General features: G+C 74.1%; 25 protein-coding genes and 1 riboswitch. Of the genes, 14 read left to right on the top strand and 11 right to left on the bottom strand.

The genetic code is table 11. The features are described from left to right. The 4 genes from ACSNN9_RS05070 to ACSNN9_RS05055 all read right to left on the bottom strand — a co-directional run bounded on the left by ACSNN9_RS05070 (position 1) and on the right by ACSNN9_RS05055 (position 2871). Entirely contained in the window at positions 1–777 is a 777-nt protein-coding gene (locus ACSNN9_RS05070; RefSeq protein ID WP_436671444.1) for an amino acid ABC transporter permease, read from the bottom strand. 40 nt (positions 778–817) lie between these two features. After that, a complete protein-coding gene (locus ACSNN9_RS05065; protein ID WP_436671443.1) occupies positions 818–1672 on the bottom strand; it encodes an ABC transporter substrate-binding protein in 855 nt (284 codons plus the stop codon). Positions 1673–1781: 109 nt separating this feature from the next. Beyond that, positions 1782–1913, bottom strand: coding sequence for a hypothetical protein (locus ACSNN9_RS05060; protein WP_436671442.1), 132 nt, complete (start codon positions 1911–1913; stop codon positions 1782–1784). Positions 1914–1945: 32 nt separating this feature from the next. Continuing rightward, positions 1946–2057, bottom strand: a riboswitch (SAM riboswitch). 82 nt (positions 2058–2139) lie between these two features. After that, positions 2140–2871, bottom strand: coding sequence for an RraA family protein (locus ACSNN9_RS05055; protein ID WP_436671441.1), 732 nt, complete (start codon positions 2869–2871; stop codon positions 2140–2142). 231 nt (positions 2872–3102) lie between these two features. Here ACSNN9_RS05055 and ACSNN9_RS05050 point away from each other — a divergent pair, with 231 nt between their 5' ends. Further along, positions 3103–4359: an MFS transporter gene (locus tag ACSNN9_RS05050; RefSeq protein ID WP_436671440.1), complete on the top strand. Its 1257-nt coding sequence runs from the start codon at positions 3103–3105 to the stop codon at positions 4357–4359. A 90-nt stretch (positions 4360–4449) separates the two neighbouring features. Beyond that, positions 4450–5301, top strand: coding sequence for an SPFH domain-containing protein (locus tag ACSNN9_RS05045; protein ID WP_436671439.1), 852 nt, complete (start codon positions 4450–4452; stop codon positions 5299–5301). A 19-nt stretch (positions 5302–5320) separates the two neighbouring features. On the opposite strand, the gene ACSNN9_RS05040 is transcribed toward ACSNN9_RS05045, so the two are convergent. Further along, positions 5321–6922: a sensor histidine kinase gene (locus ACSNN9_RS05040; protein WP_436671438.1), complete on the bottom strand. Its 1602-nt coding sequence runs from the start codon at positions 6920–6922 to the stop codon at positions 5321–5323. A 228-nt stretch (positions 6923–7150) separates the two neighbouring features. On the opposite strand from ACSNN9_RS05040, the gene ACSNN9_RS05035 reads away from it, so the two are divergent. The 4 genes from ACSNN9_RS05035 to ACSNN9_RS05020 all read left to right on the top strand — a co-directional run bounded on the left by ACSNN9_RS05035 (position 7151) and on the right by ACSNN9_RS05020 (position 12449). Further along, positions 7151–8779: a serine/threonine-protein kinase gene (locus ACSNN9_RS05035; RefSeq protein ID WP_436671437.1), complete on the top strand. Its 1629-nt coding sequence runs from the start codon at positions 7151–7153 to the stop codon at positions 8777–8779. A 45-nt stretch (positions 8780–8824) separates the two neighbouring features. Beyond that, complete coding sequence (locus ACSNN9_RS05030) at positions 8825–9847, top strand: hypothetical protein (protein ID WP_436671436.1); 1023 nt, start codon at positions 8825–8827, stop codon at positions 9845–9847. 74 nt (positions 9848–9921) lie between these two features. Further along, positions 9922–10911 carry a mechanosensitive ion channel family protein gene (locus ACSNN9_RS05025; protein WP_436671435.1) on the top strand — a complete coding sequence of 330 codons (990 nt, stop codon included), beginning with the start codon at positions 9922–9924 and terminating at the stop codon, positions 10909–10911. A gap of 197 nt (positions 10912–11108) precedes the next feature. Then, on the top strand, positions 11109–12449 hold the full coding sequence (locus ACSNN9_RS05020) for an MFS transporter (protein WP_436671434.1): 1341 nt from the start codon (positions 11109–11111) through the stop codon (positions 12447–12449). Between the two features lie 82 nt (positions 12450–12531). Here the strand turns inward: ACSNN9_RS05020 and ACSNN9_RS05015 are convergent, their stop codons facing one another. Then, the gene (locus ACSNN9_RS05015) at positions 12532–13293 is read right to left on the bottom strand and encodes a FadR/GntR family transcriptional regulator (protein ID WP_436671433.1); all 762 of its coding nucleotides are present in this window, start codon (positions 13291–13293) and stop codon (positions 12532–12534) included. 145 nt (positions 13294–13438) lie between these two features. On the opposite strand from ACSNN9_RS05015, the gene ACSNN9_RS05010 reads away from it, so the two are divergent. The 8 genes from ACSNN9_RS05010 to ACSNN9_RS04975 all read left to right on the top strand — a co-directional run bounded on the left by ACSNN9_RS05010 (position 13439) and on the right by ACSNN9_RS04975 (position 21135). Continuing rightward, the gene (locus ACSNN9_RS05010) at positions 13439–14728 is read left to right on the top strand and encodes an ABC transporter substrate-binding protein (RefSeq protein WP_436671432.1); all 1290 of its coding nucleotides are present in this window, start codon (positions 13439–13441) and stop codon (positions 14726–14728) included. Between the two features lie 78 nt (positions 14729–14806). Continuing rightward, entirely contained in the window at positions 14807–15757 is a 951-nt protein-coding gene (locus ACSNN9_RS05005; RefSeq protein WP_357881740.1) for a carbohydrate ABC transporter permease, read from the top strand. Continuing rightward, entirely contained in the window at positions 15754–16569 is an 816-nt protein-coding gene (locus ACSNN9_RS05000; protein ID WP_358094052.1) for a carbohydrate ABC transporter permease, read from the top strand. Before ACSNN9_RS05005 ends, ACSNN9_RS05000 begins: the two co-directional genes overlap by 4 nt. Positions 16570–16576: 7 nt before the next feature. Next, positions 16577–17725, top strand: a complete 1149-nt coding sequence (dgoD, locus tag ACSNN9_RS04995; protein ID WP_366644133.1) for a galactonate dehydratase — start codon at positions 16577–16579, stop codon at positions 17723–17725. Positions 17726–17729: 4 nt separating this feature from the next. Next, a complete protein-coding gene (locus ACSNN9_RS04990; RefSeq protein WP_436671431.1) occupies positions 17730–18368 on the top strand; it encodes a bifunctional 4-hydroxy-2-oxoglutarate aldolase/2-dehydro-3-deoxy-phosphogluconate aldolase in 639 nt (212 codons plus the stop codon). A gap of 208 nt (positions 18369–18576) precedes the next feature. Next, the gene (locus tag ACSNN9_RS04985) at positions 18577–19338 is read left to right on the top strand and encodes a sugar kinase (protein WP_436671430.1); all 762 of its coding nucleotides are present in this window, start codon (positions 18577–18579) and stop codon (positions 19336–19338) included. Further along, complete coding sequence (gene manD / locus ACSNN9_RS04980) at positions 19335–20600, top strand: D-mannonate dehydratase ManD (RefSeq protein ID WP_436671471.1); 1266 nt, start codon at positions 19335–19337, stop codon at positions 20598–20600. Before ACSNN9_RS04985 ends, manD begins: the two co-directional genes overlap by 4 nt. Then, positions 20590–21135 carry a gluconokinase gene (locus ACSNN9_RS04975; RefSeq protein WP_436671429.1) on the top strand — a complete coding sequence of 182 codons (546 nt, stop codon included), beginning with the start codon at positions 20590–20592 and terminating at the stop codon, positions 21133–21135. The genes manD and ACSNN9_RS04975 overlap by 11 nt, the downstream gene beginning before the upstream one ends. A gap of 40 nt (positions 21136–21175) precedes the next feature. On the opposite strand, the gene ACSNN9_RS04970 is transcribed toward ACSNN9_RS04975, so the two are convergent. The 5 genes from ACSNN9_RS04970 to ACSNN9_RS04950 form a co-directional block, all read right to left on the bottom strand. Further along, complete coding sequence (locus ACSNN9_RS04970; protein WP_436671428.1) at positions 21176–21592, bottom strand: YchJ family protein; 417 nt, start codon at positions 21590–21592, stop codon at positions 21176–21178. A 172-nt stretch (positions 21593–21764) separates the two neighbouring features. Further along, the gene (locus tag ACSNN9_RS04965) at positions 21765–22136 is read right to left on the bottom strand and encodes a hypothetical protein (RefSeq protein ID WP_436671427.1); all 372 of its coding nucleotides are present in this window, start codon (positions 22134–22136) and stop codon (positions 21765–21767) included. Positions 22137–22245: 109 nt separating this feature from the next. Next, positions 22246–23277, bottom strand: coding sequence for a methyltransferase (locus tag ACSNN9_RS04960; RefSeq protein WP_436671426.1), 1032 nt, complete (start codon positions 23275–23277; stop codon positions 22246–22248). Further along, positions 23274–24452, bottom strand: a complete 1179-nt coding sequence (locus ACSNN9_RS04955) for an aminotransferase class V-fold PLP-dependent enzyme (protein ID WP_436671425.1) — start codon at positions 24450–24452, stop codon at positions 23274–23276. The genes ACSNN9_RS04960 and ACSNN9_RS04955 overlap by 4 nt, the downstream gene beginning before the upstream one ends. Then, positions 24449–25753 (bottom strand): tryptophan 2,3-dioxygenase family protein, encoded by a 1305-nt coding sequence (locus tag ACSNN9_RS04950; RefSeq protein WP_436671424.1) that lies wholly within the window; start codon positions 25751–25753, stop codon positions 24449–24451. The genes ACSNN9_RS04955 and ACSNN9_RS04950 overlap by 4 nt, the downstream gene beginning before the upstream one ends. Positions 25754–25828: the final 75 nt, after the last annotated feature.

Genomic DNA, 25828 nt, shown 5'->3' with positions numbered 1-25828 from the left:
TCATCGCTGGTTCCCTCCCGCCGCGCCCGGCAGCGCCAGGTCGAGGTCGTCGTCGTCACCGGGCGCGGTGGCCTGCCGGCCGTGCCGCAGCCGCCGGTCGATCCAGTTGACGACGTGCGTCAGCGGGACCGTCAGCGTCAGGTAGAACAGCCCGGCCAGCAGCAGCGCCGACTGGTTGCCGGTGTTCGCCGCGTAGTCCTGCCCGATCCGGAACAGCTCCCGCTGGCTGGCCAGCAGCCCGAGGAAGTAGACCAGGCTGGAGTCCTTGATCAGCGCGATCAGCTGGTTCACCCAGGCCGGCAGCACCCGCCGGATCCCCTGCGGCACGATCACCAGGCGCATCGCCTCGCCCCAGGACAGGCCCAGCGCCCGGGCCCCCTCCAGCTGCGCGGCCTCCACCGACTGGATGCCGGAGCGGAAGATCTCGCCGATGTAGGCCGCCGCGATCAGCGACAGCGCCAAGATGCCCAGGGGGTACGGGTTGGGCCCCCACACCCGCATGCCCAGCGGCGCCAGGCCGACCCCGATGAGCAGGATCGTCGCCGCGGCGGGCAGGCCACGGAACACGTCGGTGTAGACCCGCGCCGGCCACCGCAACCATCGGGTACGCGAGATGCCCGCGACGGCCAGCGCCATGCCCAGCACCGAGCCGAGCAGGGCGGCGGAGATCGCCAGGATCAGCGTGTTGGGCAGCCCCACCGTCACCATCTCGGGCAGCGCCTCGCGCATGGAGTCCGCGTCGAAGAAGGTCTCCCACAGGGTGCTCAACGGATCCATCGTTCCTCCTACCGCCCCGCTCGCTCGTCGTCCGTACGTCTCAGGAGGTGGCCGACGCCGACGGCACCGCAACCGTGCCGCTGCCCGGCTTGAAGTCGGCCGGGATCGGGCGGCCCGGGTAGTACTGGGCCTGCAGGCGGCTCCACGTGCCGTCCGCGATCACCTCGTCGAGGCCCTTGTCCAGCGCCTCGCGCAGCTTGTCGTTGCCCTTGGCGAACGCGTACGCCGTGGGGGCCGGGCTGAGCAGCTTGGCCGCCACGGTGATCTTGCCGCCGCTGTCGGCGGCCGACTTGTCGCCGATCTCGGCGGGGGCGATCCAGGCGTCGGCCGTACCGGCCTTGAGCTGGTTGATCGCGCCGTTGTAGTCCGGCACCCGGACCGGGTCGAGCCCCTCGCCGGTGGCGTAGTCGTCCTGGACGGTGCCCTGCACGACCACGACCCGCTTGCCGGCGAGCTGGTCGAATCCGCTGATCGACGAGCCGGCCGGCACGTCGAGTCCGAAGTGGCCGAAATCGTAGCCGTTGCCGAAGTCGACCGTCTTCTTCCGCGCCTCGGTGATGGTGATCGAGGAGCTGCCGACGTCGAACTTGCGGTTGTTGACCTGGGAGAGCAGGGCGGAGAAGTCCGTGCCGACGAACTCCACCTTCAGGCCGACCTTCGCGGCGACCGCGGTGAGCAGGTCGTTGTCGAAGCCGGTGAACCTGCCGTCCTTGAGGTAGACGTTCGGCGGGGCGTCGGTGAGCGTGCCGGCGCGCAGCACGCCCGGCTGGAGCAGGCCGTACGGGTTGTCGGCCGCGCCGGCCGCGTCGTCGCCGCAGGCGGTCAGGCTGGTGGCGGCGAGGACGGCGGCGACGCCGAGGGCGGCGGCCCGGGTGAGGGAGGAAAGGATTCGCACAGGTGTCTCCGATGAGGTGTTCCGGCGGCGGGCACGGGCGTGCGGCGCCGGCGGTGCGCCCGCTGGGCGTACCGCTGGGATGGGTCCTGGAAAGAAGGGGGTGGCGCGCCTAGCGCGCGTCGCCGGGGCGACAGGAGGTGGCGCAGACCCGCATCGTGTCGATGTGGCGGCGGCGGGTCAGCGCCGGCGACGGCGGTGCCACGGCGGGAACCGCCGGTGGGGCGCAGATGGGGAAGGACATGGCTCTCCTCGGTCGGTGACGACCTGGGAACCAGGCCGCGCTTGCACCGGAGCCGCTCCGGTGCCTGGTCCTCACCCGGGGCACCCCTGCGCGGACGAGGGTTGCCGGCCAGCGAGCCGGGGCTTGACGCTGGCGCTCATGACCTGCCGACGAGGCTAGCAGCCCGCCACGGTGCGCCGTCCAGCCGCTATGACCACCCTCACGCGCCGGCCCGGGCGGTCCCCGGTCACTCCTCGATCGCCCCGCCGACCTGCCGCAGGTGCTGCCGGAAGGTGTGGTCGGGGTCCACGGCGCGGCGGGCCAGGTAGTCGGCGAAGGCGGTCTGCTCCCGCAGCGTCTCCCCGGCGCGGATCCGCCGCGCCTGGACCCGCTCGACGGTCCCGATGCGCTCCGCCACCGCGAACAGCTCGGAAGCCCTTTTGGCGGGCAGGAACAGCACCCCGTCGTCGTCGGCGACGACGACGTCGTCGGCGGTCACCAGGTGCGGCCCGACCCGGGCGCTGGTGAGCGTCTCCGGCTCCCGCGGGTCCAGGCGGGCCGGGCCCGCCGGCAGGCTGCCGTAGCTGAAGACGGGCAGGCCGATCTCCACCAGCTCCGGGGTGTCGCGGTGCAGCCCCCAGACGACGAGGCCGGCGATCCCGGCCGCGACGCCCTCCAGCACCGCCAGGTCCCCGACGCACGCCTCGTCGCTCCGGCCGCCGTTGTCGATGACGAGGACGTCGCCGGCGGCGGCGCTGCCGTACGCCTCCAGGAACACGTCCACGCTGCCGTGGTGGCGCACCGGCAGCGCCCGGCCCACGAGGCGGTGACCGGGCACGACCGCCCGGATCCCGGCCGGCGCCACGCGCGGGGGCACGCCGAGACGTACGCAGGCGTCGGCGATCAGCGGCGTGGACAGGTCGGCGAAGCGCTCCCGCATGACGTCCTCCCGGCGGCGCGGCGGGTCCTGGGCCGCCATCGTAGGGAGCACGGGTGGTGGCGCGGCGAGGTCCAATCCGGTCCCGCTGGCTCGGCCTAGACTGTCCACGTGATCCCGCTCGACGCCGTCGCCGCCGCCTACGGCCGCTGGATCACCCCGGACCTGCCGCTGTACGGTAACGACCACGAACGCTCCGACTTCGCTCCCTGACCGGCCCGGTGCCGCGCCGTCCTCCGGTCCACCTCCGCCACGATCCGGGAGCGATCCGTCATGCCCATGCCCGACGACACCGAACTCGTACCGCCCGCCGAGCGTCCACCCGCCGGCGGACGACCCACCGACCCCGACCCCACCGACACCTCCGCTCTCGCCGTGCTCCGGGCACCGCAGACCGCCCGGGTCCTGGCGGCCAGCCTGCTCGGCCGGATTCCGCTGGGCGCGGCCCCGTTGGCCCTGCTGGTGTTCGCCCGCGAGACGATGACCCTGACCGTCGCGGGCCTGCTGGTCGGCGCGTTCACCGCCGGCACCGCGGTGGGCCAGCCGATGCTCGCCCGGATGGCGGAGCGCTGGCGGCAGCCGCCGGTGCTGTGGCTGGCCGTGGCGGCCTCGACGATCGGCTTCGCGCTCACCGCCGCGCACGTGAACCTGCCGGTGACCGTGCTCGCCGCCGCCCTGGCCGGGGCGGGGGCACCGCCCTTCGAGTCGTGCCTGCGGGTGCTCTGGCGCGACCTCCTCCCCGCGCACCGGGTGCAGACCGCGTACACCCTGGACATCGCCGTGCAGGAGGCGATCTTCATCCTCGGCCCGGTGGTCACGCTCGCCGCCGTGGGCCTGGCCGGCCCGGCCGGCGGTCTGGCCGCCGCCGCGCTCTTCCAGGCCGCCGGCACCGCGTGGTTCGCCACGACCGACGCGGTCCGACGCTGGCGCGGGGAGCCGGCGGTACGGCACTGGGCCGGGCCGCTGCGGGCCGGCCGGCTGCGGCTGATCCTGGCCGCACTGCTGCTGGTCGGCGCGGCGGTGGGCAGCGTGACCGTCGCCGCGACCGGGTACGCCGAGTCGGCCGGGGCCCGTTCCTGGGCGGGCTGGCTGCTCGCCGCGCAGGCCACCGGGGCGCTGGTCGGCGGCCTGCTCTACGTGCGCTTCGGCGGGCTGCGCCGGTACGCCACCCTGCCGCGCGCCGTCGGGGTCTTCGCCGTCGGCTACCTGCCGTTGCTGCTCACCCCGGCCCCGGCCGTGATGCTGGCGCTGATGGCGGCCAGCGGACTCGCGCTTCCGGCGCTGCTCACGATCGCCTTCGTGGCGATCGACGACGTGGCGCCCGCCGGCACGGTGGCGGAGGCGTTCGCCTGGGCGGCGACGGCGTTCTCGGTCGGCAGCGCGGGTGGCGCGGCGGCGGCCGGGGCGCTGCTCGACGCGGCGGGGCAGGTGAGCGTCGGCTTCCTGATCGCCCCGCTGAGCGCCGCCGCGGCGTGCGGGATCGCGCTGGTGGCCGCCCGCACGCACGATCGCGGCGGCGCGGCGGGCTGATCGAAGGGCCGGCACCCGCTGCGCCGGGGACTACTTCCCGGCGCAGCGGGAAAGGGGCGGCGGCGGGGAGCCGAACGGATCGGGGGTGCCGTGGAAGCGGTCGTGGTCGGCGTGGTGATCGTGGTCGCGCTCCTGGCGCTCGTCGGCGCGCTGAGCGTCCGGCTGGTGCAGCAGTACCAGCGCGGCGTCGTGTTCCGCTTCGGCCGGGTGCTGACGCCGGTGCGGGAGCCCGGCCTGCGGCTGATCGTTCCCGTCGCCGACCGGATGGTCCGGGTCAGCATGCAGACCACCGTGATCGGTGTGCCCCCGCAGGGGGCGATCACCCGGGACAACGTCACCCTCACCGTCGACGCGGTGGTCTACTACCGGGTCGTCGACCCGGTGAAGGCGCTGGTCAACGTCCGGGACTACCCCTCGGCCGTGCTCCAGGTGGCGCAGACCGCCCTGCGTTCGGTGATCGGCAAGGCCGACCTGGACACCGTGCTGGGTGACCGGGACCGGGTCAACGCCGAGCTGAAGGCGGTCATCGACGCGCCCACGGAGGAGCCGTGGGGGCTGCTGATCGAGCGGGTGGAGGTCAAGGACGTCGCGCTGCCCGAGGGGATGAAACGGTCGATGTCCCGCCAGGCCGAGGCGGAACGCGAACGCCGCGCCCGGGTGATCGCCGCCGACGGCGAGTACCAGGCGTCCCGCCGCCTCGCCGACGCGTCGCGGGCGATGGCGAGCACGCCGGGGGCCTACCAGCTGCGGCTGCTGCAGACGGTGGTGGACGTGGCGGCGGAGAAGAACAGCACCCTGGTGATGCCGTTCCCGGTGGAGCTGCTGCGCTTCTTCGACAAGTTCACCCGCGACGCGCAGCCGCCGGCCGAGGGCCCGCCCGCCGGGCCGCCGGAACCCGCCGCGCCGGTGACCGGCGACGGCCACCGGCACCCGGGGGCCTGAGCGGGGGCGGCGGGAAGGCTCAGGCCGTGACCGCCGACTCCGCCGCCGGTTCGCCCGGCTGCCCGGGTACGACCGCCGTCGACGCCCGCGGCATCGTGAACACGAAGCGCGTCCCGTCGCGGTACGCCTCGTCCAGGCCCAGCGTCCCGCCGTGGAACTCGACGACCTTCTTGCACACCGCGAGCCCGATGCCGGTGCCCGGGTACGCGCCCCGGGGGTGCAGGCGCTGGAAGATGACGAAGATCTTCTCGGCGTACCGGGGGTCGATGCCGATGCCGTTGTCCTCCACCGCGAAGGACCACCCCTCCCCGGTGTCCGTCACCGTCACCCGCACCAGCGGCGCCCTCTCGGGGCTGCGGAACTTGACCGCGTTGCCCAGCAGGTTCTGCCAGAGCATGGTCAGCAGGGTCGGCTCGCCCCGTACGGTGGGCAGCGGGTCGCGGGTGATCGTCGCGCCGGACTCCTCCACCGCCCGGGACAGGTTCGCCTCGGCCTGCGCGAACACCTCGGCCAGGTCGACCTCCCGCAGGTCGCCGTAGACCCGGCCGATCCGCGAGAAGGTGAGCAGATCGCTGATCAGCTCCTGCATCCGGCTCGCCCCGTCGACGGCGAAGCCGATGTACTGCCGGGCCCGGTCGTCGAGCTGGTCGGCGTAGCGGCGCTCCAGCATCTGGCAGAACGACGCCACCTTGCGCAGCGGCTCCTGCAGGTCGTGCGACGCGACGTACGCGAACTGCTCCAGGTCCTCGTTGGAGCGGCGTAGCTCGGCCGCCTGCTGCTCCAGCGCGTCCCGGTCGTGCTGGCTGCGCTCCCACGCCTCCACCACCGCGCGGCGCATCGTCTCCACGTCGCTGGTCAGCCGGGCGATGTCGGCCGGGCCGTCGGGCCGCAGCCGGTGCCGGAAGTCGCCGCCGGCCACCCGCCGCACCGAGGCGCCCAGCCGGTCCAGGGGCCGCAGGATCCTCGTGCGCACCAGCACGGATCCGACGATCCCGCACAGCAGCAGGGCCGCCAGGATCGCCACGAAGGTCAGGTCCCGCAGCGCCCGCGCGCCGTCGAGGTCGTTCCGGCCGGCGTCCCGGATCCCGTCCAGGCGGCCGACCAGCCCGGTCAGCTCGGCGCGGACCGCCGTGAAGGTCTCCGCGTCCCCGGTCACCAGCGGCGCCAGCTCCTCCGGCGTCCCGCCGGCCTGCCGGGAGGCGACCAGGCGCTCGGCGAACTCCGTGCGCCAGCGGTCGGCCAGCCGCTGCGCCCGGTCCAGGTCGCCCAGCGCCTCCGGCTCGTCGGCGAGCAGGCCGCGCAGCCGGGACATGGTCGCGCGTTCGCTCTCGACGCCCTGCCGGTACGACTCGAGGAACCGCGGGTCGCCGGTGACGACGTGGCCGCGTACGGCCGCCGCCTGGGCGAGCAGGCCGCTGTCGAGCTGGCCGACCGCCGTACGGGCCGGGGCGACCCGGTCGGCGAGGTCGTTGGAGACCGCGGCGGTGTGCCGCAACGCGGCGGCGCCGGCGCCGCCGCCGAGCAGGACCAGGGCGGTCATCGTCAGCAACAGGACAGTGAGCCATCGACGGGTCGTCATCGGCCGACGGGTCGCCGCCTCGGGAGTCGCCTCGCTGCCCACGGCCTGCACCTTAGTGCAGTCGGCGGGGCGGGAGCGCGCACGCGGCGCGCTTGCCGGCGGGTGCTACCAGTGGCGTGTGTCCGTAACCGACGATGCCGCCACCCGCCGGGACGTCCCGGACGTCCGGGGGCCGGAAGCAGCCGTTGCGCCGATGGCCGCGCCGGCTCCCGCGACCACAATGACCCCCGGAGGCGGCCCCACCGCCCCCGCAGCCGGGGAGGTGGACGCGTGACGGGCTGGCAGGTCTCCGGCTACCGCCCGGTGCGGCAGCTCGGCGCCGGCGCGTCCGGCCGGGTGGACCTCGCCGTGCACGACGCGACGGGCACACCGGTCGCGATCAAGTACCTCACCGGCGGGATCGGCGACGATCCGGCGTTCCGCACCGCGTTCCGCGCCGAGGCCCGGCTGCTCGCCGGGATCGACGACCCGCACGTCTCCCGCCTCTACGAGTACGTCGAGTCGCCCGGCGGCGCGGCGATCGTCATGGAGCTGGTCAACGGCGTGTCCCTGCGGCAGATGCTGCGCGCGCACGGAGCGACGACCCCGGAGTCGGCGCTCTGCGTCCTCAAGGGCTCGCTGGCCGGGCTCGGCGCGGCGCACGCCCGCGGCGTGGTGCACCGCGACTACAAGCCGGAGAACGTCCTGGTCACCGCCGAGGGCACCAGCAAGCTGGCGGATTTCGGCATCGCCATGCCGGTGGGCGAGAGCTCGGGCGTCAGCGTCACCGGCACTCCCCGCTACATGGCGCCCGAGCAGTGGACGGGCGCGCCGGCAAGCCCGGCCTGCGACATCTACGCGGCCACCGCCACCTTCTACGAGTGCCTCACCGGCCGGCCGCCCTTCGACGGGCGGGACCTGCTCACCCTGCGCCAGCAGCACGCCCGCGCGCCGGTCCCCACCGACCCGGCCCCCGAGCCGGTGCACGACCTGCTGCGCCACGGCATGGCCAAGCAACCGGCCGAGCGGCCGCAGCCCGCCCAGGTCTTCCTCGCCGTGCTGGAGCGGGTCGCCGCCGAGGCGTACGGGCCGCGGTGGGAGGAGCGCGGCCTGCGCGAGCTGGCCCGGCGGGCGGCCCTGCTCGCCGCCCTCTTCCCGTTCCCGGACGGCACCGGCGGGGCCACCAGCCTCGCCAGCACCGCGTTCGGCGAGGAGCCGGGCCGGTGGACGTGGTCGCGGTCCGGCCGCGCCCGCGCGGCGCTGGTCGGCGGCGGGCTGGCGGCGGCGCTGCTGCTCGGTGGCGCCGGGCTCAGCTACGTCGGCAGCGACGAGCCGCTGCCCGCCGCCCGGACGGTGGCACCCGATTCGCCGACGGAGCCGACGGGCGCGCCGTCCCCGTCGGCCGCCGCGCCGCCCACCCCGACGGCCGCCGCGACGCCCACGCCGACCCCGCCGGTCGCCCCGACCGCGACGACGGCGGCACCGGACCCGGCCGACACGGGCGCGCCCACGACGTCCGCCCCCGCCCCGCCGACCGCGTCGACCAGCACCAGCGCCGCGCCGGCGGACACCGTCGCGCCCTCCGTCGGCCGGGTCGCGGCCGCCCCGGCCGAACTCGAACCCGGGGGCTGCCCGTACGGGCCGACGTCCAGCACGATCTCCGCCGTCGTCTCCGACGACCGTACGGCGGCCGGGAAGCTGAGGGTGAGCTTCCGGTACACCCTGGACGGCCGCACCAGCGAGGTGGCCATGACCTCCGGTGGGCGCGGGTCGTTCCGGGGCGTCCTGGGCGACCTGCCCCGGCCGGCGGCCAGCACCCGGATCCCGGTCCGTGTCGTCGCCGTGGACGAGGCCGGCAACGCCTCGCCCGAGGGCTCGCCGGTCCACGTGACGCTGTACCCGTTCTGCACCCCGGGCTGAGCCCGGAAACCGGATGCCGACCACGACGACGGAGGGCGGGCCGCCGTGACCCAGCCGAACGACCCCACCGAGGCGCTGCCCACCCACCGGCAGCCGGACGACGACGCCGCGACCGCCCGCCTCGACGCCCGCCAGCCGCAGCCGTCGACCGAACCGACCGCGCGCCTGGCCTCGGGCGACGCGACCGTGTACCTGGCGGCGACCGAGCCGACCGCGCGCCTGGCCTCGGGTGACGCGACCGTGTACCTGGCGGCGACCGAGCCGACCGCGCGCCTGGCCTCGGGCGACGCGACGGTGCGTCTGGCGGCGGAGGAGCCGACCACCCACCTCGCGGCCGGGGAGCCGACGGTGCGCCTGGCCCGCGACGAGGCGACCGTGCACCTGGCCCACGGCGAGCCGACGACGCCGCAGCGCACCGTGGGCGGGCGGACCGGGCCATGGCCGGCGGCGCAGTCCGTACCGGGGGAGCGGACCACCGGCGCGACGGCCGGGGGAGCCGGGTGGGTGACCGGTACCGGGCCCGGCCCGGGGGCGTTCTTCGGCGGCCCCACCGGGGGCTCCGCCGCTGCGCAGCGGGAGGTGCGGTACGGGCCGGGCGTGCCGACGACCCCGCCGCCGGCGCCCCCGTGGCCCGCGCCGGCACCGCCGCGGCGGCGGTCGGCGTGGCGGGTGGTGACCTCGGTGCTCTCCACGCTCCTGACCGTCGCGCTGCTCGCCGCCGTCGGTCTCTACCTCTGGCAGCGGATCAGCCCGCTGGAGGTGACCGGGGTGAGCGTGGCGGTTCCCCGGCCGGCGGGCGACCGGTGCGACGTCACCGTCGACGTGGTGGCCACGGTGTCGACCAACGGCCGGGCGGGGGAGCTCCGCTACCAGTGGCTGCGCACCGGCAGCGCGCCCGGCAACCTGCTGACCGAGCGGGTCGGGCGCGGCCAGCGCACCGTCGAGTTGACGCTGCGCTGGGCCTTCAGCGGCGTGGGCAGCACGACCGAGACGGCCACGGTCAACATCACCTCACCGGCCCCGGTGCAGGCCCAGACCCCGGTCTCCTACGACTGCCGGCGCCGCTGAGGCGGGTGTTTCCCCGATCGCCGCCGGGGGTAGGTCGGGCCGGACGAACCCGGATGCCGTGTGGAGGAATTCCGATGAGAGACAACTTCGGCGACGCGGTGGGGGACGCCCTCCGGTCGGTGATGCTGTTCCTGCCCAAGGCCCTCGCCTTCGTGGCGATCCTGGTGGCCGGCTGGCTGATCGCCAAGGCCGTGCTCAAGATCGTGGACAAGGTCCTGGAGCGGGTCGGCTTCGACCGTGCCGTGGAACGCGGCGGGATCCGTCGGGCCCTGGCCCGCTCCCGGTACGACGCCAGTGACATCGTCGCCAAGCTCGCCTACTACGGAGTGCTGCTGGTGACCCTCCAGCTGGCCTTCGGCATCTGGGGCCCCAACCCGATCTCCGACCTGATCGCGGGCGTGATCGCCTGGCTGCCCCGCGCCTTCGTCGCGATCGTCATCGTCGTGGTCGCCGCGGCCATCGCCAACGCGGTGAAGGACATCATCAGCGGTGCCCTGGGCGGGCTGTCGTACGGCCGGCTCCTGGCCACCATCGCCTCCGTGTTCATCCTCGGCCTGGGCGTCATCGCCGCGCTCGACCAGATCGGCGTGGCCACCGCGGTCACCACTCCGGTGCTGGTCGCGGTGCTGGCCACCGTCGGCGGCATCCTCGTCGTCGGGGTGGGCGGCGGCCTGGTCCGTCCCATGCAGAGCCGCTGGGAGTCGTGGCTGAGCCGGGCCGAGCGGGAGTCGCAGCTGATCGCCACGCACGCCCGCGCCTACCAGGCCGGACGCCGCGACAGCGAGGCCCACCTCGCGGCCCGGGCCACGCACGGTGGCCCGGTGGACGGCGGTGACCCGGACGCCACGCAGGTGGTTCCCGGCCCGCGCGTCGACGCGGACCCGGACGCCACCCAGGTGGTCTCCGGCCCGCGCGTCGACGCCGACCCGACCGTGCCGGTGCCGCGCCAGGGCGACCCGGACGCCACCCAGGTCACCTCGGGCGGCGCCACCGTCCCGGCCCGCGAGGACAGCGAGGCGACCATGGTCATCCCGCCGCTCGACGGCGAGCAGCGCCGCCGCTGAGCACACCGCCGCCGGGGTGGGATCCGCATCGGATCCCACCCCGGCGTGTGTCCGGCGAAGGGCGTGACCGCCCGGGCCGGTCCGGCTACCATCGCCGACATGACGTGGCGATGTTGATCCACCGCTAGGGGCCACTGCCGTGGGCCGCCGCGGTCGCCGTTCGTCCGGCGTCCGCTTCGTCCCCACAGGAAGGTCCCATGACTGTCCACCCTCCGCGCGTGCCCGACGCGCGCGTCCGCCGGCTGGCGGCCACCCTCTACGGGTACGCGTTCCTCAGCGAACTCGTCCTGCTCTATCCGCTGTACGCGCTGCTGTTCAGCGACACCGGCCTGACGGTGTGGCAGATCTCGTCGCTGTTCGTGATCTGGTCGGCCGCCAGCATCCTGCTGGAGGTGCCCTCCGGCGCGTTCGCCGACGCGTTCTCCCGGCGGCTGCTGCTCAGCCTCGCGCCGGTCGTCGCCGCCGCGGGTTTCGCCCTCTGGGTGCTCGTGCCCTCGTACCCCGCCTTCGCGATCGGCTTCGTGCTCTGGGGCGCCGCCGGGGCGCTCGCCTCGGGCGCGCTGGAGGCGCTGGTCTTCACCGAACTCGACCGCCTCGGCGCCGCCGGCCGCTACGCCCGCCTCATCGGCCGGGCGAAGACGGCCGAGACGCTCGCCGTCCTCGCCTCGATCCTGCTGGCCGGTTCCGTGTTCGCCGTCGGCGGCTACCCGGCCATCGGTGCGGCGAGCGTGCTGGCCTGCCTGCTCGCCGCCGCCGTCGCCACCCGCTTCCCGGAACACCGCCGGCCCGCGCCCGACACGGCACCCGTCGTGGCCGAGCGAGGCGGTGAGGTCCCGGTCGAGTCCGGCCGGCCAGTGCACCTCGACGCCGTCGGCGGCGTGGGGTCGGACCGGGGCGGGCCCGACGCCGGCGCGGACGACGAGGAGGACCTCGGCTGGTGGGCGAGCCTGCGCGCCGGGTTGGCCGAGGTCCGCGCCGACCGGGCCGTGCGCGCGGCGGTGCTGCTGGCCGCGGTCGTCGCGGCGGTCTGGGGCGCCCTGGACGAGTACACCCCGCTGCTGGCCCGCGACACCGGCGTCGGCGAGGCGACCGTGCCGCTGCTGCTCCTGCTCACCTGGATCGGGGTGGCGGTGGGCGGTCTGCTGGCCCCGGCGGGGGAGCGGTTGACCGCCCGCGGGTACGCCGGCTTGCTGGCGCTGTCGGCCGTGGCCTTGGCCGCGGGGGCGCTGTTCGCCCGGCCGGCTGGCTTCGCGCTGGTCGCGGTCGCGTTCTGCGGCTTCCAGCTCGCCACCGTCCTCGCCGACGCGCGGTTGCAGGCCCGGATCACCGGGGGCAGCCGGGCCACCGTCACCTCGCTGGCCGGGATGGCCACCGACGTCACGATCATCGCGGTCTACGGCGGGTACGGCCTGCTCGCCACCGGGGCCGGCAACGGGGTCGCGTTCGCGGTGGCCGCGGTGCCGTACCTGATCATGGCGCTGCTCCTGGCGAGCCGCGCCGGCCGGCCGGCGCGGGCGGGCGCCGGGCACACCGGCTGACGAGGGCCCGGCGGCGGTCCGCGCGACCGCCGCCGGGCCCGTCGCCGGTCAGCTCTTCGCTCTCCAGCAACGCCTTGAGCGGTCAGGCGTCGGCGGTCTCGCCGGTCTGCTCCCAGATCGAGCTCATCTCGTCGAAGGCCTGCTCCATGAGCTGCACCATCGCCCGCCGGGCGCGCTCGCCGTCGCGCCGCTGGATCGCCTGGGCCACCTCGGCGTGCAACTGGAGGGCCTGCTCGTGCGGGTGGTGCGGCATCAGGTGGTGCTGGTGCCGGCCGGTGAGCACCTCCGCGATCAGGTCCTGGAGCCGGACGAACATCTCGTTGCCCGAGGCGACCAGGATCCGGCGGTGGAATTCTATGTCGAGCTGGAGGAAGCGCTCCTCGTCGCCGGCCTTGCCGGCGGCCCACATCTTCGCCGCGAGCCCCACCAGGTCGCTCGCGGCGTCGTGGCCGACCCGGTTGGCGGCCAGCCAGGCGGCGTGCGGCTCGACGGCGGTCCGCAGCTCGGTGATCGAGCGGAGCTGGACGATGCGGCCCGCCGAGGCGAGCCGCCAGCGGATCACCTGCGGATCGAAGACGTTCCAGTCCTCCGACGGCCGGATCATGACCCCGACGCGGCGGCGGGTCTCGATGAATCCGATCGAGGCGAGCACGCGCAGCACCTCGCGGACGACCGAGCGGGACACGGCGTAGCGGTCGACCAGGTCGTCGATGTTGAGGACCGACCCGGGTGCGAGTTCGCCGTCGCAGATGGCCGTGCCGAGGCGGTCGAGGACGCGTGCGTGCAGGCCAGCCTCGACAGGGGCGTGCTGGGCGGCCACAGCCCCCGGAGAGGTCGATTCCACGCGACGGAGCATATCAGTTGGGTCTACCCCTTGTATAAGTCTGCTTTTTCGGCCTAGCATCCCGATGTTAAGCGGATGTAAACCGCGAGGTGGCGGCCCACCCGTCCGGGCGGCGGCCACGGCCACGGCATAAGGAGAGATGGACGTGAGACGTCGATCAGTTATCGGGTCTTCCCTGGCGATGGTCGTCGCCCTCGGCCTGTCCGCCTGTGGTGGCGGCGGGGACGACGCCGGCGGCTCGAACACCGTTCGCGTGACGCTGGTGAACCACGTCTGGACGGAGAACATCAAGAAGGCGCTGCCGGAGTTCGAGAAGCAGTCGGGCCTGAAGGTGGAGGTCACCCAGCTCGGTGAGGACCAGCTCTCCGACCAGTACAACGTCAAGCTGAACGCCGGGTCCACGGACCTGGACGTGATGATGTACCGGCCGCTGCAGGAGGGGAAGCTGTTCGCCAAGAACAAGTACCTCGCCGACCTGACCGAGAAGAGCAAGTCGGACAGCGCGTTCGAGATCGGCGACTTCCAGTCCGGACCGGTGCAGGCGACCACGTACGAGGACAAGGTGGTCGGCGTGCCGATCATCACCGAGCAGGAGGTCCTCTACTACCGCAAGGACCTGCTGGAGAAGTCCGGCTTCACCGCCCCGCCCAAGACCCTCGACGAGCTCAAGGCGCAGGCGGCGAAGGTCGAGGCGGACAACCCGGGCGTCGCGGGCTTCGTGTCCCGCACCGGCAAGGCCGCCGCCGTCACCCAGTTCTCCAGCTTCCTCTACAGCTTCGGCGGCGACTTCGTCGACGGCAGCGGCAAGGCCTCGATCAACAGCGAGCCGGCCAAGCAGGCGTACGCCTACTACGGCGGGCTGCTGCGCGAGCACGGCCCGGAGAACATCAGCACCGACATGAGCTGGTCCGAGGCGATGGCGATCTTCACCCAGGGCAAGGCGGCCTTCTACACCGAGGCCAACTCGCTCTACAAGAACGCCACCGACCCGGCCAAGTCGAAGGTCTCCGAGACCGTCGGGTTCGCGGCCTTCCCGGCCGGCCCGGCCGGCTCGAAGCCATACAACATCCCGTCCTGGGCGCTCGGCGTGAACGAGGCGTCGAAGAACCAGGACAACGCCTGGAAGTTCATCCAGTGGGCGGCCGGCAAGGAGCAGGCGCTGGCGCAGCAGAAGGCCGGCGTGCCCAGCGCCCGTACCTCCGTTTGGAACAACCCGGAGGGCGCGGCGACCTACCCGAAGGACCTCGCCGAGGCCACCACGGTCAGCACCGCCAACGGCGTGGGCCACGACCGGCCGCTGGTCGAGAAGGTCGCCCAGGCGCGGGAGATCGTCGGTCAGCCGATCGTCGACGCGATCACCGGCAAGGACGCGGCCGCCTCGGCGGACGCGGCCAACGAGGCGTTCCAGAAGTTCCTCGACGACGAGGCGAAGTAGCCCGAAGCGCAGGTGGCGGAGCCGACCGGCTCCGCCACCCCGCGTCGGGACGCTGGCCCTGACCCACCCGGAGACCCCATGTCGACCGTCACCACACCAGTCAAAAGATCGCCCGAGGCGCGTCCGGCGTCCCCGGAGACCTCGGCCTGGTCGCGCTGGGCCAACGAGCATCGCAAGTGGCTCTTCGCGGCGCCCGCCATGTTGTTCGTCGCCGTGCTGATCGTCTTCCCGGTGGCGTGGACCGGGTACCTCAGCCTGACCGACGCCGAGGGCTCGGTCCGCGCCGAGAGCGAGTTCATCGGCTTCCAGAACTACCTCGACGTGCTCGGCGACACCGACCGGTTCTGGCCGGCCGTGTGGCGCACCGCGCTCTTCACCGGCGTCGTCCTCTTCTTCGAGGTCGTCCTCGGCATGGCGATCGCCCTGCTGCTGTGGCGGCCGTTCCGCGGTGAGAAGTGGGTCCGGGTCGCGATCCTCCTGCCGCTGGTGGCCACCCCGGTCGCGGTCGGCATGATGTGGCGGCTGATCTTCGATCCCAACATCGGGATGGCGAACCAGGTGCTCGGCTGGGTCGGCATCGGCCCCCAGCCCTGGCTCTCCGGGCAGGGCTCGGCCCTGCCGACGACCATGTTCATCGACATCTGGCAGTGGACGCCGATGGTCGTGCTGATCCTGCTCGCCGGCCTGACGTCGCTCTCCGACGAGCCGCAGGAGGCGGCGCTGATCGACGGCGCCAGCACCTGGCAGCGGTTCCGGCACGTCACCCTGCCGCTGCTGATGCCGACCGTGATCGTCGCGATCCTGCTGCGCGGCATCGACGCCCTGAAGACCTTCGACATCCTCTACGCCACCAAGGGGCGCGGCGGCGGGTCGTTCCACGAGGTGGAGACCCTGAACGTGTACGCCTACGGGCTCAGCTTCGACTACAACGACTACGGCGTCTCATCGACCGTCCTCATCATCTTCTTCCTGATCATCATCGGGGTGATGTGGGCCCTGACCTACCGCAAGAAGGGCATGGACCGATGAAGCTGCGCAGACCGTACAAGATCTTCCGGACGGTGGCCCTCGTCCTCGTGGTGCTGTCGCTGATCGCGCCGCTGGTCTGGATGGTCGCCGCCTCGTTGAAGACGAACGTCGACATCTACGACACCGAGAAGGCGTTCGTCTTCTCCCCGACGCTGGACAACTACTCCAACGTGCTCCAGCAGGCCAACTACGTCCAGTTCATCGGCAACAGCCTCTGGGTGGCGCTCGCCGCCACCGTGCTCTCGCTCCTGCTCGGGGTGCCCGCCGCGTACTCGATGAGCCGCTTCAACATGAAGAAGTCCGCGCTCGTCGTGCTCATGGCCCGGGTCATCCCCGGCGTCTCGCTCCTGGTGCCCTGGTACTACGTCTTCTCGAACCTGCAGATGGTCGGCGGGTTCACCGTGCTGATCCTCAGTCACATGTTCGTGTCGCTGCCGTTGATCGTCTACATCATGATGGGCTACTTCGACGGCCTGCCGACCGAGCTGGAGGAGGCGGCGCTCGTCGACGGGCTGACCCACATCGGCGCGTTCCGGCGGATCACCCTGCCGCTGTCGGTGCCCGGCATCGCCACCGCCGGCATCCTGTCGTTCATCTTCTCCTGGAACAACTTCATGTTCGCCCTCGTGCTCTCCGGGGCCGACACCAAGACGCTCCCGGTGGCGATCTTCGACTTCGTCGGCTACGCCAGCATCGACTGGGGCGGCCTGATGGCGGCGGCCACCGTGGTCACCCTGCCGATCATGCTGATCGCCCTGTTCGTGCAGAAGTACGTCGTCTCCGGCCTCACCGCCGGCGCCACGAAGGGCTGAGGACACCATGACCACGATCGAACGGGTGGAGACCTTCCTCGTCGCGCCGCGCTGGCTGTTCGTCCGGGTCGAGACGTCCTCCGGGATCGTCGGCTGGGGCGAGGCGACCTGCGAGGGCCGCTCCGAGACCGTCCGCACCGCCGTCGAGCAGCTCAGCGAACTGCTCGTCGGCCGGGACGCGCTGCGCATCGAGGACCACTGGCAGGTCATGACCAAGGGCTCCTTCTACCGGGGCGGGCCGATCCTGGCCAGCGCCGTCGCCGGGCTCGACCAGGCGCTGTGGGACATCGCCGGCAAGCACTTCGGCGCGCCGGTGCACCAGCTGCTCGGCGGCCCGGTCCGCGACCGGATCCGGGTCTACGGCTGGGTCGGCGGCGACGAGCCCAGCGAGGTACGCGACCAGATCGCCGCCGCCGTCGCCACCGGCCTGACCGCGGTGAAGATGAACGCCTCCGGTCGGATGAGCGCCGTCGCGTCCGTCGCCGAGATCGACGGCGTGGTGCGGCGGGTCGCCGCCGCCCGCGAGGTGCTCGGCGACGAGCGGGACGTGGCGGTCGACTTCCACGGCCGGTTCACCCTCGCCACCGCCCGCCGGGTCGCCCCGCTGCTCGAGCCGTACCGGCCGTTCTTCCTGGAGGAGCCGGTGGTGCCGGAGAACTCGCACCTCATCGGCGAGTTCGTCCGCTCCACCACCACGCCGGTCTCGACGGGGGAGCGGCTCTACAACCGGCAGGAGTTCCTGCCGGTGCTCCAGGCCGGCATCGCCGTCGCCCAGCCGGACCTCTCACACGCCGGCGGCATCACCGAGGTCCGCAAGATCGCCGCACTGGCCGAGGTGTACGACGTGCAGCTCGCCCCGCACTGCCCGCTCGGGCCGATCGCGCTCGCCGCCTGCCTCCAGGTCGGCTTCGCCACGCCGAACTACCTGATCCAGGAACAGAGCATCGGCATCCACTACAACCTCGGCGCCGAGGTGCTCGACTACTGCCTCGACAAGACCCCGCTGACGTTCGTCGACGGGTACGTCGAGCGGCTCACGGCACCCGGCCTCGGCATCGAGATCGACGAAGACGCCGTACGCGCGGCGGACAAGCGCGGACACGCGTGGCGCAGCCCCACGTGGCGGCACCGCGACGGCTCCTACGCGGAATGGTGATCACATGACCGTCAACCTCACCGCCGACCTCACCGCCGCCCGCATCCTCGCGATCATCCGCGGCACCGACACCGCCGCCGCGATCGCCGCCGGCACCGCGCTGCTCCAGGAGGGCGTACGCGTCGTCGAGGTGGCCCTCACCACGCCGGACGCCGCGCGGGCGATCGAGGCGCTGCGCGCGGCGGCCCCCGCCGGCTCGCTGGTCGGGGCCGGCACGGTGCTCACCACCGCCGACGTCGCGGACGTGGCCGCCGCGGGCGCGCAGTTCGTGGTGACGCCGGCCGTGGTGGAGTCGATCGCCGAGGCGGCGCGCCGCGGCCTCCCGGTCGCCGCCGGGGCGCTCACCCCGACCGAGGCGTACACCGCGGTGCGGATGGGGGCGTCGGCGGTCAAGCTCTTCCCGGCGTCGGTCGGCGGGCCCGCGTACCTCAGGGCGGTGCGCGACCCCTTCCCGGACATCCCGTTCGTCGCGGTCGGCGGCGTCGGCCTGGACGACGTGCCCGGCTACTTCCGGGCCGGCGCGATCGCGGTCGGCCTGGGCGGTCCCCTGGTCGGCGACGCCGCCTCCGGCGGCGACCTGGACGCCCTGCGGGCGCGGGCGCGCACCTACCTCGCCGCCGTGCGGGAGTCGGCCGGATCATGACCGCACCGGACCTGCTCACCGTCGGCGAGGCCCTGGTGTCGCTGCGCTCGGCCGGCCCGCTCGCCGCCGGGGGGCCGCTGACCATGCACCTGGCCGGCGCCGAGTCCAACGTGGCCGTCGCGGTGGCCCGGCTGGGCCACCGCCCCCCCCCCCCCCCCCCCCCCCCGCCTGGGTCGGCCGCCTCGGCGCCGACGAGCTTGGCGAGTACGTGCTGCGGCAGCTGCGCGCCGAGGGCGTCGCCGTCGACGGCGTGACCCGGGACCCGGACCGGCCGACCGGGCTGATGTTCCTGGAGCGGCGCACCGCCGACCTGACCCGGGTGCGGTACCACCGGGCCGGGTCGGCCGGCTCCGCCCTCGACGTCGACGACCTGCGGGCGCCGCTGGCCGCCGGCGCGCGGGTGCTGCACCTGAGCGGGATCACCCCGGCGCTCTCCGACACCGCCCGCGCGGCCACCCGCTGGGCGGCCGAGGCCGCCGTCGCCGCGCGCATCCCGGTCTGCCTCGACGTCAACCACCGCGACCGCCTCTGGTCCCGCGACACCGCCCGCGAGGTGCTCACCCCGCTGGCGGGGCACGCCTCGATCGTCGTCGCCTCCGCCGACGAACTGGACCTCGTCGGCGACCCCGGGGCCGACGAGTCCACCGTCGTGGCGGACCTGCTGCGCCGCGGCGTGGACACCGTCCTGGTCAAGCTGGGCGCCGACGGCGCCCGCGCGCACACCCGCGACGGGGTCCGGCACGCCGAGGCGCTGACCGTGACCGCCGTCGACGCCGTCGGCGCCGGGGACGCGTTCACCGCCGGCTACCTGTCCGGCTGGTTCGACGGGCTCGACCTGGCTGGCCGGCTGCGCCGCGCCGCGACCCTCGGCGCCTTCGCGGTCTCCAGCCCCGGCGACTGGGAAGGGCTGCCGCGCCGCGCCGAACTGTCCCTCCTCGACGGCCACGAGGCCGGAGACGTCCTCCGCTGACCGCCGAGCACCCCGAAGAAGAAAGGCACCCCGTGAAGATCGTCGCCGCTGACGTCATCGTCTCCAGCCCTGACCGCAACTTCGTCACCCTGAAGATCACCACGGAGGACGGCGTCACCGGCCTGGGCGACGGCACCCTCAACGGACGGGAACTCTCGGTCGCCTCGTACCTGCGCGACCACGTCGTTCCGCTGCTGATCGGCCGGGACGCGCACCGCATCGAGGACGCCTGGCAGTTCCTCTACCGCTCGGCGTACTGGCGTCGCGGGCCGGTCACCATGGCCGCCATCGCGGCGGTCGACGTGGCCCTGTGGGACATCAAGGCCAAGGCCGCCGGCATGCCGCTGTACCAGCTGCTGGGCGGGGCGTCGCGCACCGGCATCATGGCCTACGGCCACGCCTCCGGCCGGGACCTGCCGGAGCTGTTCGACTCGATCCGCCGGCACCTCGAGCAGGGCTACCGCTCGATCCGGGTGCAGACCTCGGTGCCGGGCATCAACGCCGTCTACGGGGTCGCCACCCAGCCCAGCGCCGACGGCAAGCGCTACGACTACGAGCCGGCGCAGCGCACCCCGCTGCCGGCCGAGGAGGACTGGGACACCCGCTCCTACCTGCGGCACCTGCCCGGCGTGTTCGAGGCGGTCCGCAACGAGTTCGGCCCGGAGTTGCCGCTGCTGCACGACGGCCACCACCGGATGACGCCGATCCAGGCCGCCAAGCTGGGCAAGGCGCTGGAGCCGTACGACCTGTTCTGGCTGGAGGACTGCACCCCGGCGGAGAACCAGGAGGCGCTACGGCTGGTCCGCCAGCACACCACCACGCCGCTGGCGATCGGCGAGGTCTTCAACACCGTCTGGGACTACCAGACGCTCATCCGCGAGCAGCTCATCGACTACGTCCGCTCCGCCGTCACCCACACCGGCGGCATCACGGCCATGCGCAAGCTGCTCGACTTCGCCGCCCAGTACCAGATCAAGTCCGGCATCCACGGCCCGACCGACATCTCGCCGGTCGGCATGGCCGCCGCCCTGCACCTGGACCTGGCCATCCACAACTTCGGCATCCAGGAGTACATGCAGCACGGGGCGCTCACCAACGAGGTGTTCCGGCAGTCGTTCACCTTCACCGACGGCTACCTGCACCCGGGGGAGCAGCCCGGGCTCGGCGTCGAGCTGGACGAGGAGGCCGCGGCGAAGTTCCCGTACGTGCCGGCGTACCTGCCGTTCAACCGCCTCCAGGACGGCACGGTCCATGACTGGTGAGGGCGCGTCCCCGACGCGGCACGTCGTCGTGATGGGGGTGTCCGGGGCCGGCAAGACCACCGTGGCCGTGGGCGTCGCCGCCGCGACCGGCCTGACCTTCGCCGAGGCGGACGAGTTCCACACGCCGGAGCACGTGGCGCGGATGCGCGCCGGCGTGCCGCTGGACGACGCCGCCCGCCTGCCCTGGCTGCGCGAGCTGGCCGGCTGGATGGCCGCCCGCGCCGCCGAGGGCGTGTCGACGGTGCTGGCCTGCTCGGCGCTGCGGCGGTCCTACCGCGACGTGCTGCGCCAGGGGCCGCCGAGCGTCGAGTTCGTCCACCTGGACGGGCCGGCCGAGGTGATCCGGGAGCGGATGGCCCGGCGCGCCGGGCACTACATGCCGGCGAGCCTGCTGGAATCGCAGCTGGCCACCCTGGAACGGCCCCACCCGGACGAGGCGGTGCTGGTGCTCGACGTGTCGCTGACGCCGGAGGAGCTCGTCTCGGCGGCGGTCGACCGGCTCGGCCTGGCCAGCGGCGTCGCCGCCAACGGCTGAGCGCGTCCCGGTCGCGGTGCCCCGGCGCCGCGACCGGGCGTCAGCCGGGCAGCGCGTCGAGGTAGACCCAGCGGCCGTCCTCGCGGACGAACCGGCTGCGCTCGGTCTGCGTCCCCGGCTGGCCGCCGGCGCGGTGGTGGGCCCGGAACTCGACGGTGCCGGTGGCGTCGAACAGCCCGCCCCGGTCGGTGTCGACGATCTCCAGGCCCGTCCAGCGCTGGCCGGGGTCGAGCTCGAGCCGGCGCGGCCGGGTCGAGGAGTGCCAGCTGCGCAGCAGGTACGCGGTGTCGCCGACGGCGAAGGCGCTGTACCGCGAGCGCATCAGCGCCTCGGCGGTCGCCGCGTCCGCCTCGCCCCGGTGCAGCCGCCCGCAGCATCCGGCGTACGGCTGGCCGGCGCCGCAGGGGCAGGGCCGGTCGGGGCCGTCGACCGCCCGCCGACGGGTTCGCTTCGCCATTCGCCCATTCTGGCCGACGGCCCGCCGCAGCCGGCGCCCGGACCTCGGTGCGGGTGCCGGGCGGGGCGATCGACCGGACGGATCCGCCAACCATCGCGCGGGCCGGGCGATCGACCGGGACAGCCCGGCCGGGTGGACCCGCCGACCTCGCCCCGGGCGGCGCGGACCCGGGTCAGCCGGCGCTCGTCCGGGGCGCCCGTCGGGTGCCGAACGACTCCATGGTCGTCGCCGTGCGCGCCGGGGTCTTCGACGCCGCGCCGGCGCGGGTCGCGGCGGCCTTCGCCGCCTTCTTCGCGGGCGCCTTCTTCGCCGGCGCGGCCGTGGCCGGCGCCTTGCGGGCGCGGGCCGGGGCCGCCGTGGCCGAGGTGTCCTTCTTCCGGGCCACGCGGGCGGTCGTCGTGGTGGGCTTCTCGCCCGGGGACTTGGCCGCGGTCGCCCCGGTGGCCCGCTTCGTGGCCGTCGCCACCTTCTTGGCCGCCGCCGCCCGCTTCATCGGGGCCTTGCGCGCCCCGGTGGCCTTCCTGGCCCGTCCTGCGTCCGCCATCGTCGCTCCTCGGGAATCGGCCCTGGGCGCACGGTCTTCCCCCGGCCCCGGCGGTCAAACGCCGGGGCCGTCGCGGCGCGGGGGCGGCACCCGCCGCCGCGCGGTCGCGTCACGTCCCGGTCGTCGGCTTGTACGCGCAGACCAGCTCCCAGCCGCCGGGCAGCACCGCCACCCGCTCGAAGCCGACCTCCTTGAGCAGGCCGGTGTAGAACTCGACCTCCCGAAGCCGGCTCACGCAGGTGTCGACCCCGATGAGGAAGTAGCTCCAGAAGAACTGCATCGCCAGCCGGTCCGGGGTGCGGAACTCCTCGCAGATCAGCAGCATCCCGCCCGGCTCCAGGGCCGCGTACGCCTTCTCGACGAGCCGGCGGGCGACCTCGTTCGGCCAGTCGTGCAGCACCCGGACGAACGCCAGCGCGTCGTAGCCCGACGGCAGCGGCTCGGCGAGGAAGTCGCCGCCGACGAACCCCAGCCGGTCCACGTGCCCCCTGCGGGCCCGGGTGGCCTGCACCAGCGGCGCCACCGCCGGCAGGTTGTACACGTCGACCCGCAGCCCCGGGGCGTCGTCGAGGACGTGCGCCGCGAGCGTGCCGTCCCCGCCGCCGACGTCGAGCAGGCGTCTGCGCCCCGGCCACAGCCGGTCGGCGTTGCGGTGCACCGCCTCGATCACCGGGCCGAGCCCGACGGCCATGCTGCGCTCGAAGTCGGCGGTCTGCTCGTCGGTCTTCGGCGGCCAGGCGAAGTCGTCGTCGCCCATGCTGACCTCGCCGCGCAGGCTCTCGCCCAGCCGGCCGTGCAGCCGCCGCCAGGGGTAGCGGTCCCGGTCCCGCTCGATGGCGTCCGGGCCGACCACCGCCGCGACGGCGTCGCGCAGCCCGGGCGCCGCCCGGTACGTGGCCGAGGCGATGTCGTCGCCCGGCTCGCTGCGGGCGACGAAGCCGAGGCTCTCCAGGCAGTCGAGGAACTTGTAGAGCCGCAGGGGCCGTACGGCGAACCGCCCGGCGAGCTCGTCGAGGCGGACCGGCCCCGGCTCCAGCGCGTCGAGCAGCCCCATGCCGAGCGCGGTCTCCAGCACGTCCATGGCCTTGGGCCCGTTGGCGAGCAGGCTCATCAGCGCCCGCGGTGACAGGGTGACGTTCACCGGTCCAGCTCCTCTTCCAGTGCGTCCATGAACGCGTCGATCTCCTCGAGGGTGTTGTAGACGTGCGGGCCGACCCGCAGGTAGCCCCGCCAGCTGCAGACCATGTCCCGCGCGAGCAGTCGCCGCTTGACCGCCTCGCCGTCGGCGACGTCGAGGCACACCACGCCGCCGCGCCGGTGCGGCTCGACCGGGCTGACCACGCCGATGCCGGCCGCCGTCGCCCGCTGGATGACCCGGGACGTGCAGGCGAGCGAGTGCCGCCGGATCGCGGCGGCACCCACCCCGGCCAGCAGGTCCAGGCCGACCTGGGAGACCAGCGAGGTGAGGGGGAACGGCGTTCCGCCGGCGAACCGCCGGGCGTCGGCGGCCCAGCCGGTCGACGGCTGGAAGGTCAGCGCCCGGTCGCCGGCCTGCCAGCCGGTGGCGGCCGGTTCGAGCCGGGTCGCCAGGTCCGGGCGGACGTAGAGGAAGGCGGTGGCGACCCCGCACAGCCACTTGTGCGCGCCGCCGAGCACGACGTCGACGCCGAGCGCCGTCACGTCCAGCGGCACGACCCCGACGGTCTGGAAGGCGTCGACGACCACGAGGGCGCCGACGTCGTGGGCCCGGCGTACCAGCCGGGGCAGGTCGATGGTGGCGCCGGAGGAGAAGCTGGCGTGTGGGACGCACACCAGCAGCGTCCGCTCGTCGATCCGCGCGTCGAGGGCGTCCTCGTCGAAGCGGGGACCGCCCGACCCGACGACGTGGAGGCGGGCGCCGTAGCGACGGAACGCGTTGAAGATGAACGGCACGGTCGGGTACTCCAGGTCGGTGGTGACGACCCGGTCGCGCGGCGCGCGGTAGTCGAAGCAGGACGCGACCCGGGCGAGCAGCGTGCTCAGGTTCGCGTCGGTGACCACGCTGCCCGGGGGCGCGCCGATGAGGGCGGCGACCGAGTCGGCGTACCGGTCGAGGCCGACGTGCCAGTCGTGCCAGACGTCGTCGCGCCAGCCGCGCAGCGTCTCCCAGTAGCCGGTGAGCACGTGTTCGGCGCCCCTCGGCACCGCCCCGGTGGAGTTGTTGTTCAGGTAGACGCAGTTCTCCAGCAGCGGAAACTCGGCGCGCAGGGCGGCCTGGGCGGTGGCGTCGAGGCACTCGGGCGTGTCGGGGCCGGGTGCCGAATCGGGCGGGTTCACTCGGGGCTGCCTCCGGTCGGGTCGGTCCGCGACGAGGGACCCGGATCGTGGGTGACGGAGCTGAAGACCGGAATGGACCGGACGGCGGCCAGGTAGGGCGTGCCCTCCGTGTAGCCGGTGCCCGGGCGGGGGCCGAGCATCCGGGTGGCCAGCCGGTGGTGCGTGCGTCGCCACTGCAGCACGGCCGCGGCGAACGTGCGCATCGCCCCTGCCACCAGCTCGGCGTCCGCGCCGGTGAGCAGGCCCTCGCGTACGGCCGCCCGGAACGCCTCGTCCACCGACGGTTGCCCGGCCTGCACCCGGTCGCGTACCTCCGGCACCTGCTGGTAGGCGGGCGACTCCAGCCGCGTCCCCTCCGGGGTGCGGCAGAGCGACTCCATCAGCTTGTAGGAGCGGGACTGGATCGCGCTGGCCCCCTCGGTGTACTGCCGGAACGTCCGGAAGGCAGCCGGCTGCATGGTGGCCAGCAGCGAGAACAGCGGCCCGGCGGCGGTGAGCTGCGCGCGGGCGTACGCCAGCCGGTCGGCCGCCGGCCGCGCGTGACCGGCACGGAGGGCGACGATCGTGGCGCGCAGTTCCTCGACGAGCCCCGCGAAGAGGCACTCGTACGCCTGGAGCACCCGGATGAAGAGGTACTCGTCGTGCGACACGTAGACCGGCAGCATGCTCAGCCGCAGGGCCAGCCCGACGGCGGGATCCCCGTCGGCGACGAGGGCCCGCAGCACGGCGGCCGGCTCCCGGTCGTGGGCCTGTCCGGCGAGGCCGAGGCGGGCGAGGGCGGGGGCGGCGGCCCGCACGCCGAGCCGCTGGCGCTTGGCCACCACCTCCCGGCTCGGGCGGTCCTCGGGCAGCAGGTCGGTGGCGTCGGACCCCGCGGCCAGCTCGAACGCCAGCGCGTCGGCGACCAGGCGGACGAGGAGCCGGTCGCGGTCGCGACGCGCGTCCTCCGGGTGGCCGGCCGCCTTGTCGCCGTGCCCGTCGTCGTCCCCGCCCGGCCCGTCGTCCGCCCCGCAGGGCAGCCGGAGCAGGCGCAGCGCCAGGTAGCTGCGGTAGTCGTACCGGCCGTCCCACTTGTCGAGGGCGACGTCGAGGAAGTCGCCCAGCAGCCGGGCGGCGGGCGACGGCGGGCCGGCCGCCGGGGCGGTCACCCGGGCCCGGGCCGAATCCAGCAGAGCGAGGAGCTCCTTTTCGACGAAGTGTTTGCCGACCCGGTGGAACTCCGCCAGTACGGGGGAGTAGGGAAAATTGTCCGGGTCGGCGGCACCCGACAACCAACTCGTCAGTTCACGCACGAACCGCACCTCGACATTCGGCCCGTGTCAACCGCATACGGGGAGTTGATTGACGAATTAAGGGGTGGGTGGGGATTGTCAGGA

The sequence above is a fragment of the Micromonospora sp. URMC 107 genome (assembly GCF_051386315.1).
Taxonomy (GTDB): Bacteria; Actinomycetota; Actinomycetes; order Mycobacteriales; family Micromonosporaceae; genus Micromonospora.
The sequence above is the reverse complement of the archived record's forward strand: the minus strand, read 5'-3'. Positions and strand labels throughout refer to the sequence as shown.

Bases quoted from the DNA above. Each gene is read 5' to 3' on its own strand.
- ACSNN9_RS05070 (WP_436671444.1), bottom strand. From the start codon at position 777: ATGGATCCGTTGAGCACCCTGTGGGAGACCTTCTTCGACGCGGACTCC.
- ACSNN9_RS05060 (WP_436671442.1), bottom strand. From the start codon at position 1,913: ATGTCCTTCCCCATCTGCGCCCCACCGGCGGTTCCCGCCGTGGCACCG.
- ACSNN9_RS05055 (WP_436671441.1), bottom strand. From the start codon at position 2,871: ATGGCGGCCCAGGACCCGCCGCGCCGCCGGGAGGACGTCATGCGGGAG.
- ACSNN9_RS05050 (WP_436671440.1), top strand. From the start codon at position 3,103: ATGCCCATGCCCGACGACACCGAACTCGTACCGCCCGCCGAGCGTCCA.
- ACSNN9_RS05025 (WP_436671435.1), top strand. From the start codon at position 9,922: ATGAGAGACAACTTCGGCGACGCGGTGGGGGACGCCCTCCGGTCGGTG.
- ACSNN9_RS05020 (WP_436671434.1), top strand. From the start codon at position 11,109: ATGACTGTCCACCCTCCGCGCGTGCCCGACGCGCGCGTCCGCCGGCTG.
- ACSNN9_RS05005 (WP_357881740.1), top strand. From the start codon at position 14,807: ATGTCGACCGTCACCACACCAGTCAAAAGATCGCCCGAGGCGCGTCCG.
- ACSNN9_RS05000 (WP_358094052.1), top strand. From the start codon at position 15,754: ATGAAGCTGCGCAGACCGTACAAGATCTTCCGGACGGTGGCCCTCGTC.
- dgoD (WP_366644133.1), top strand. From the start codon at position 16,577: ATGACCACGATCGAACGGGTGGAGACCTTCCTCGTCGCGCCGCGCTGG.
- ACSNN9_RS04990 (WP_436671431.1), top strand. From the start codon at position 17,730: ATGACCGTCAACCTCACCGCCGACCTCACCGCCGCCCGCATCCTCGCG.
- ACSNN9_RS04975 (WP_436671429.1), top strand. From the start codon at position 20,590: ATGACTGGTGAGGGCGCGTCCCCGACGCGGCACGTCGTCGTGATGGGG.
- ACSNN9_RS04970 (WP_436671428.1), bottom strand. From the start codon at position 21,592: ATGGCGAAGCGAACCCGTCGGCGGGCGGTCGACGGCCCCGACCGGCCC.
- ACSNN9_RS04965 (WP_436671427.1), bottom strand. From the start codon at position 22,136: ATGGCGGACGCAGGACGGGCCAGGAAGGCCACCGGGGCGCGCAAGGCC.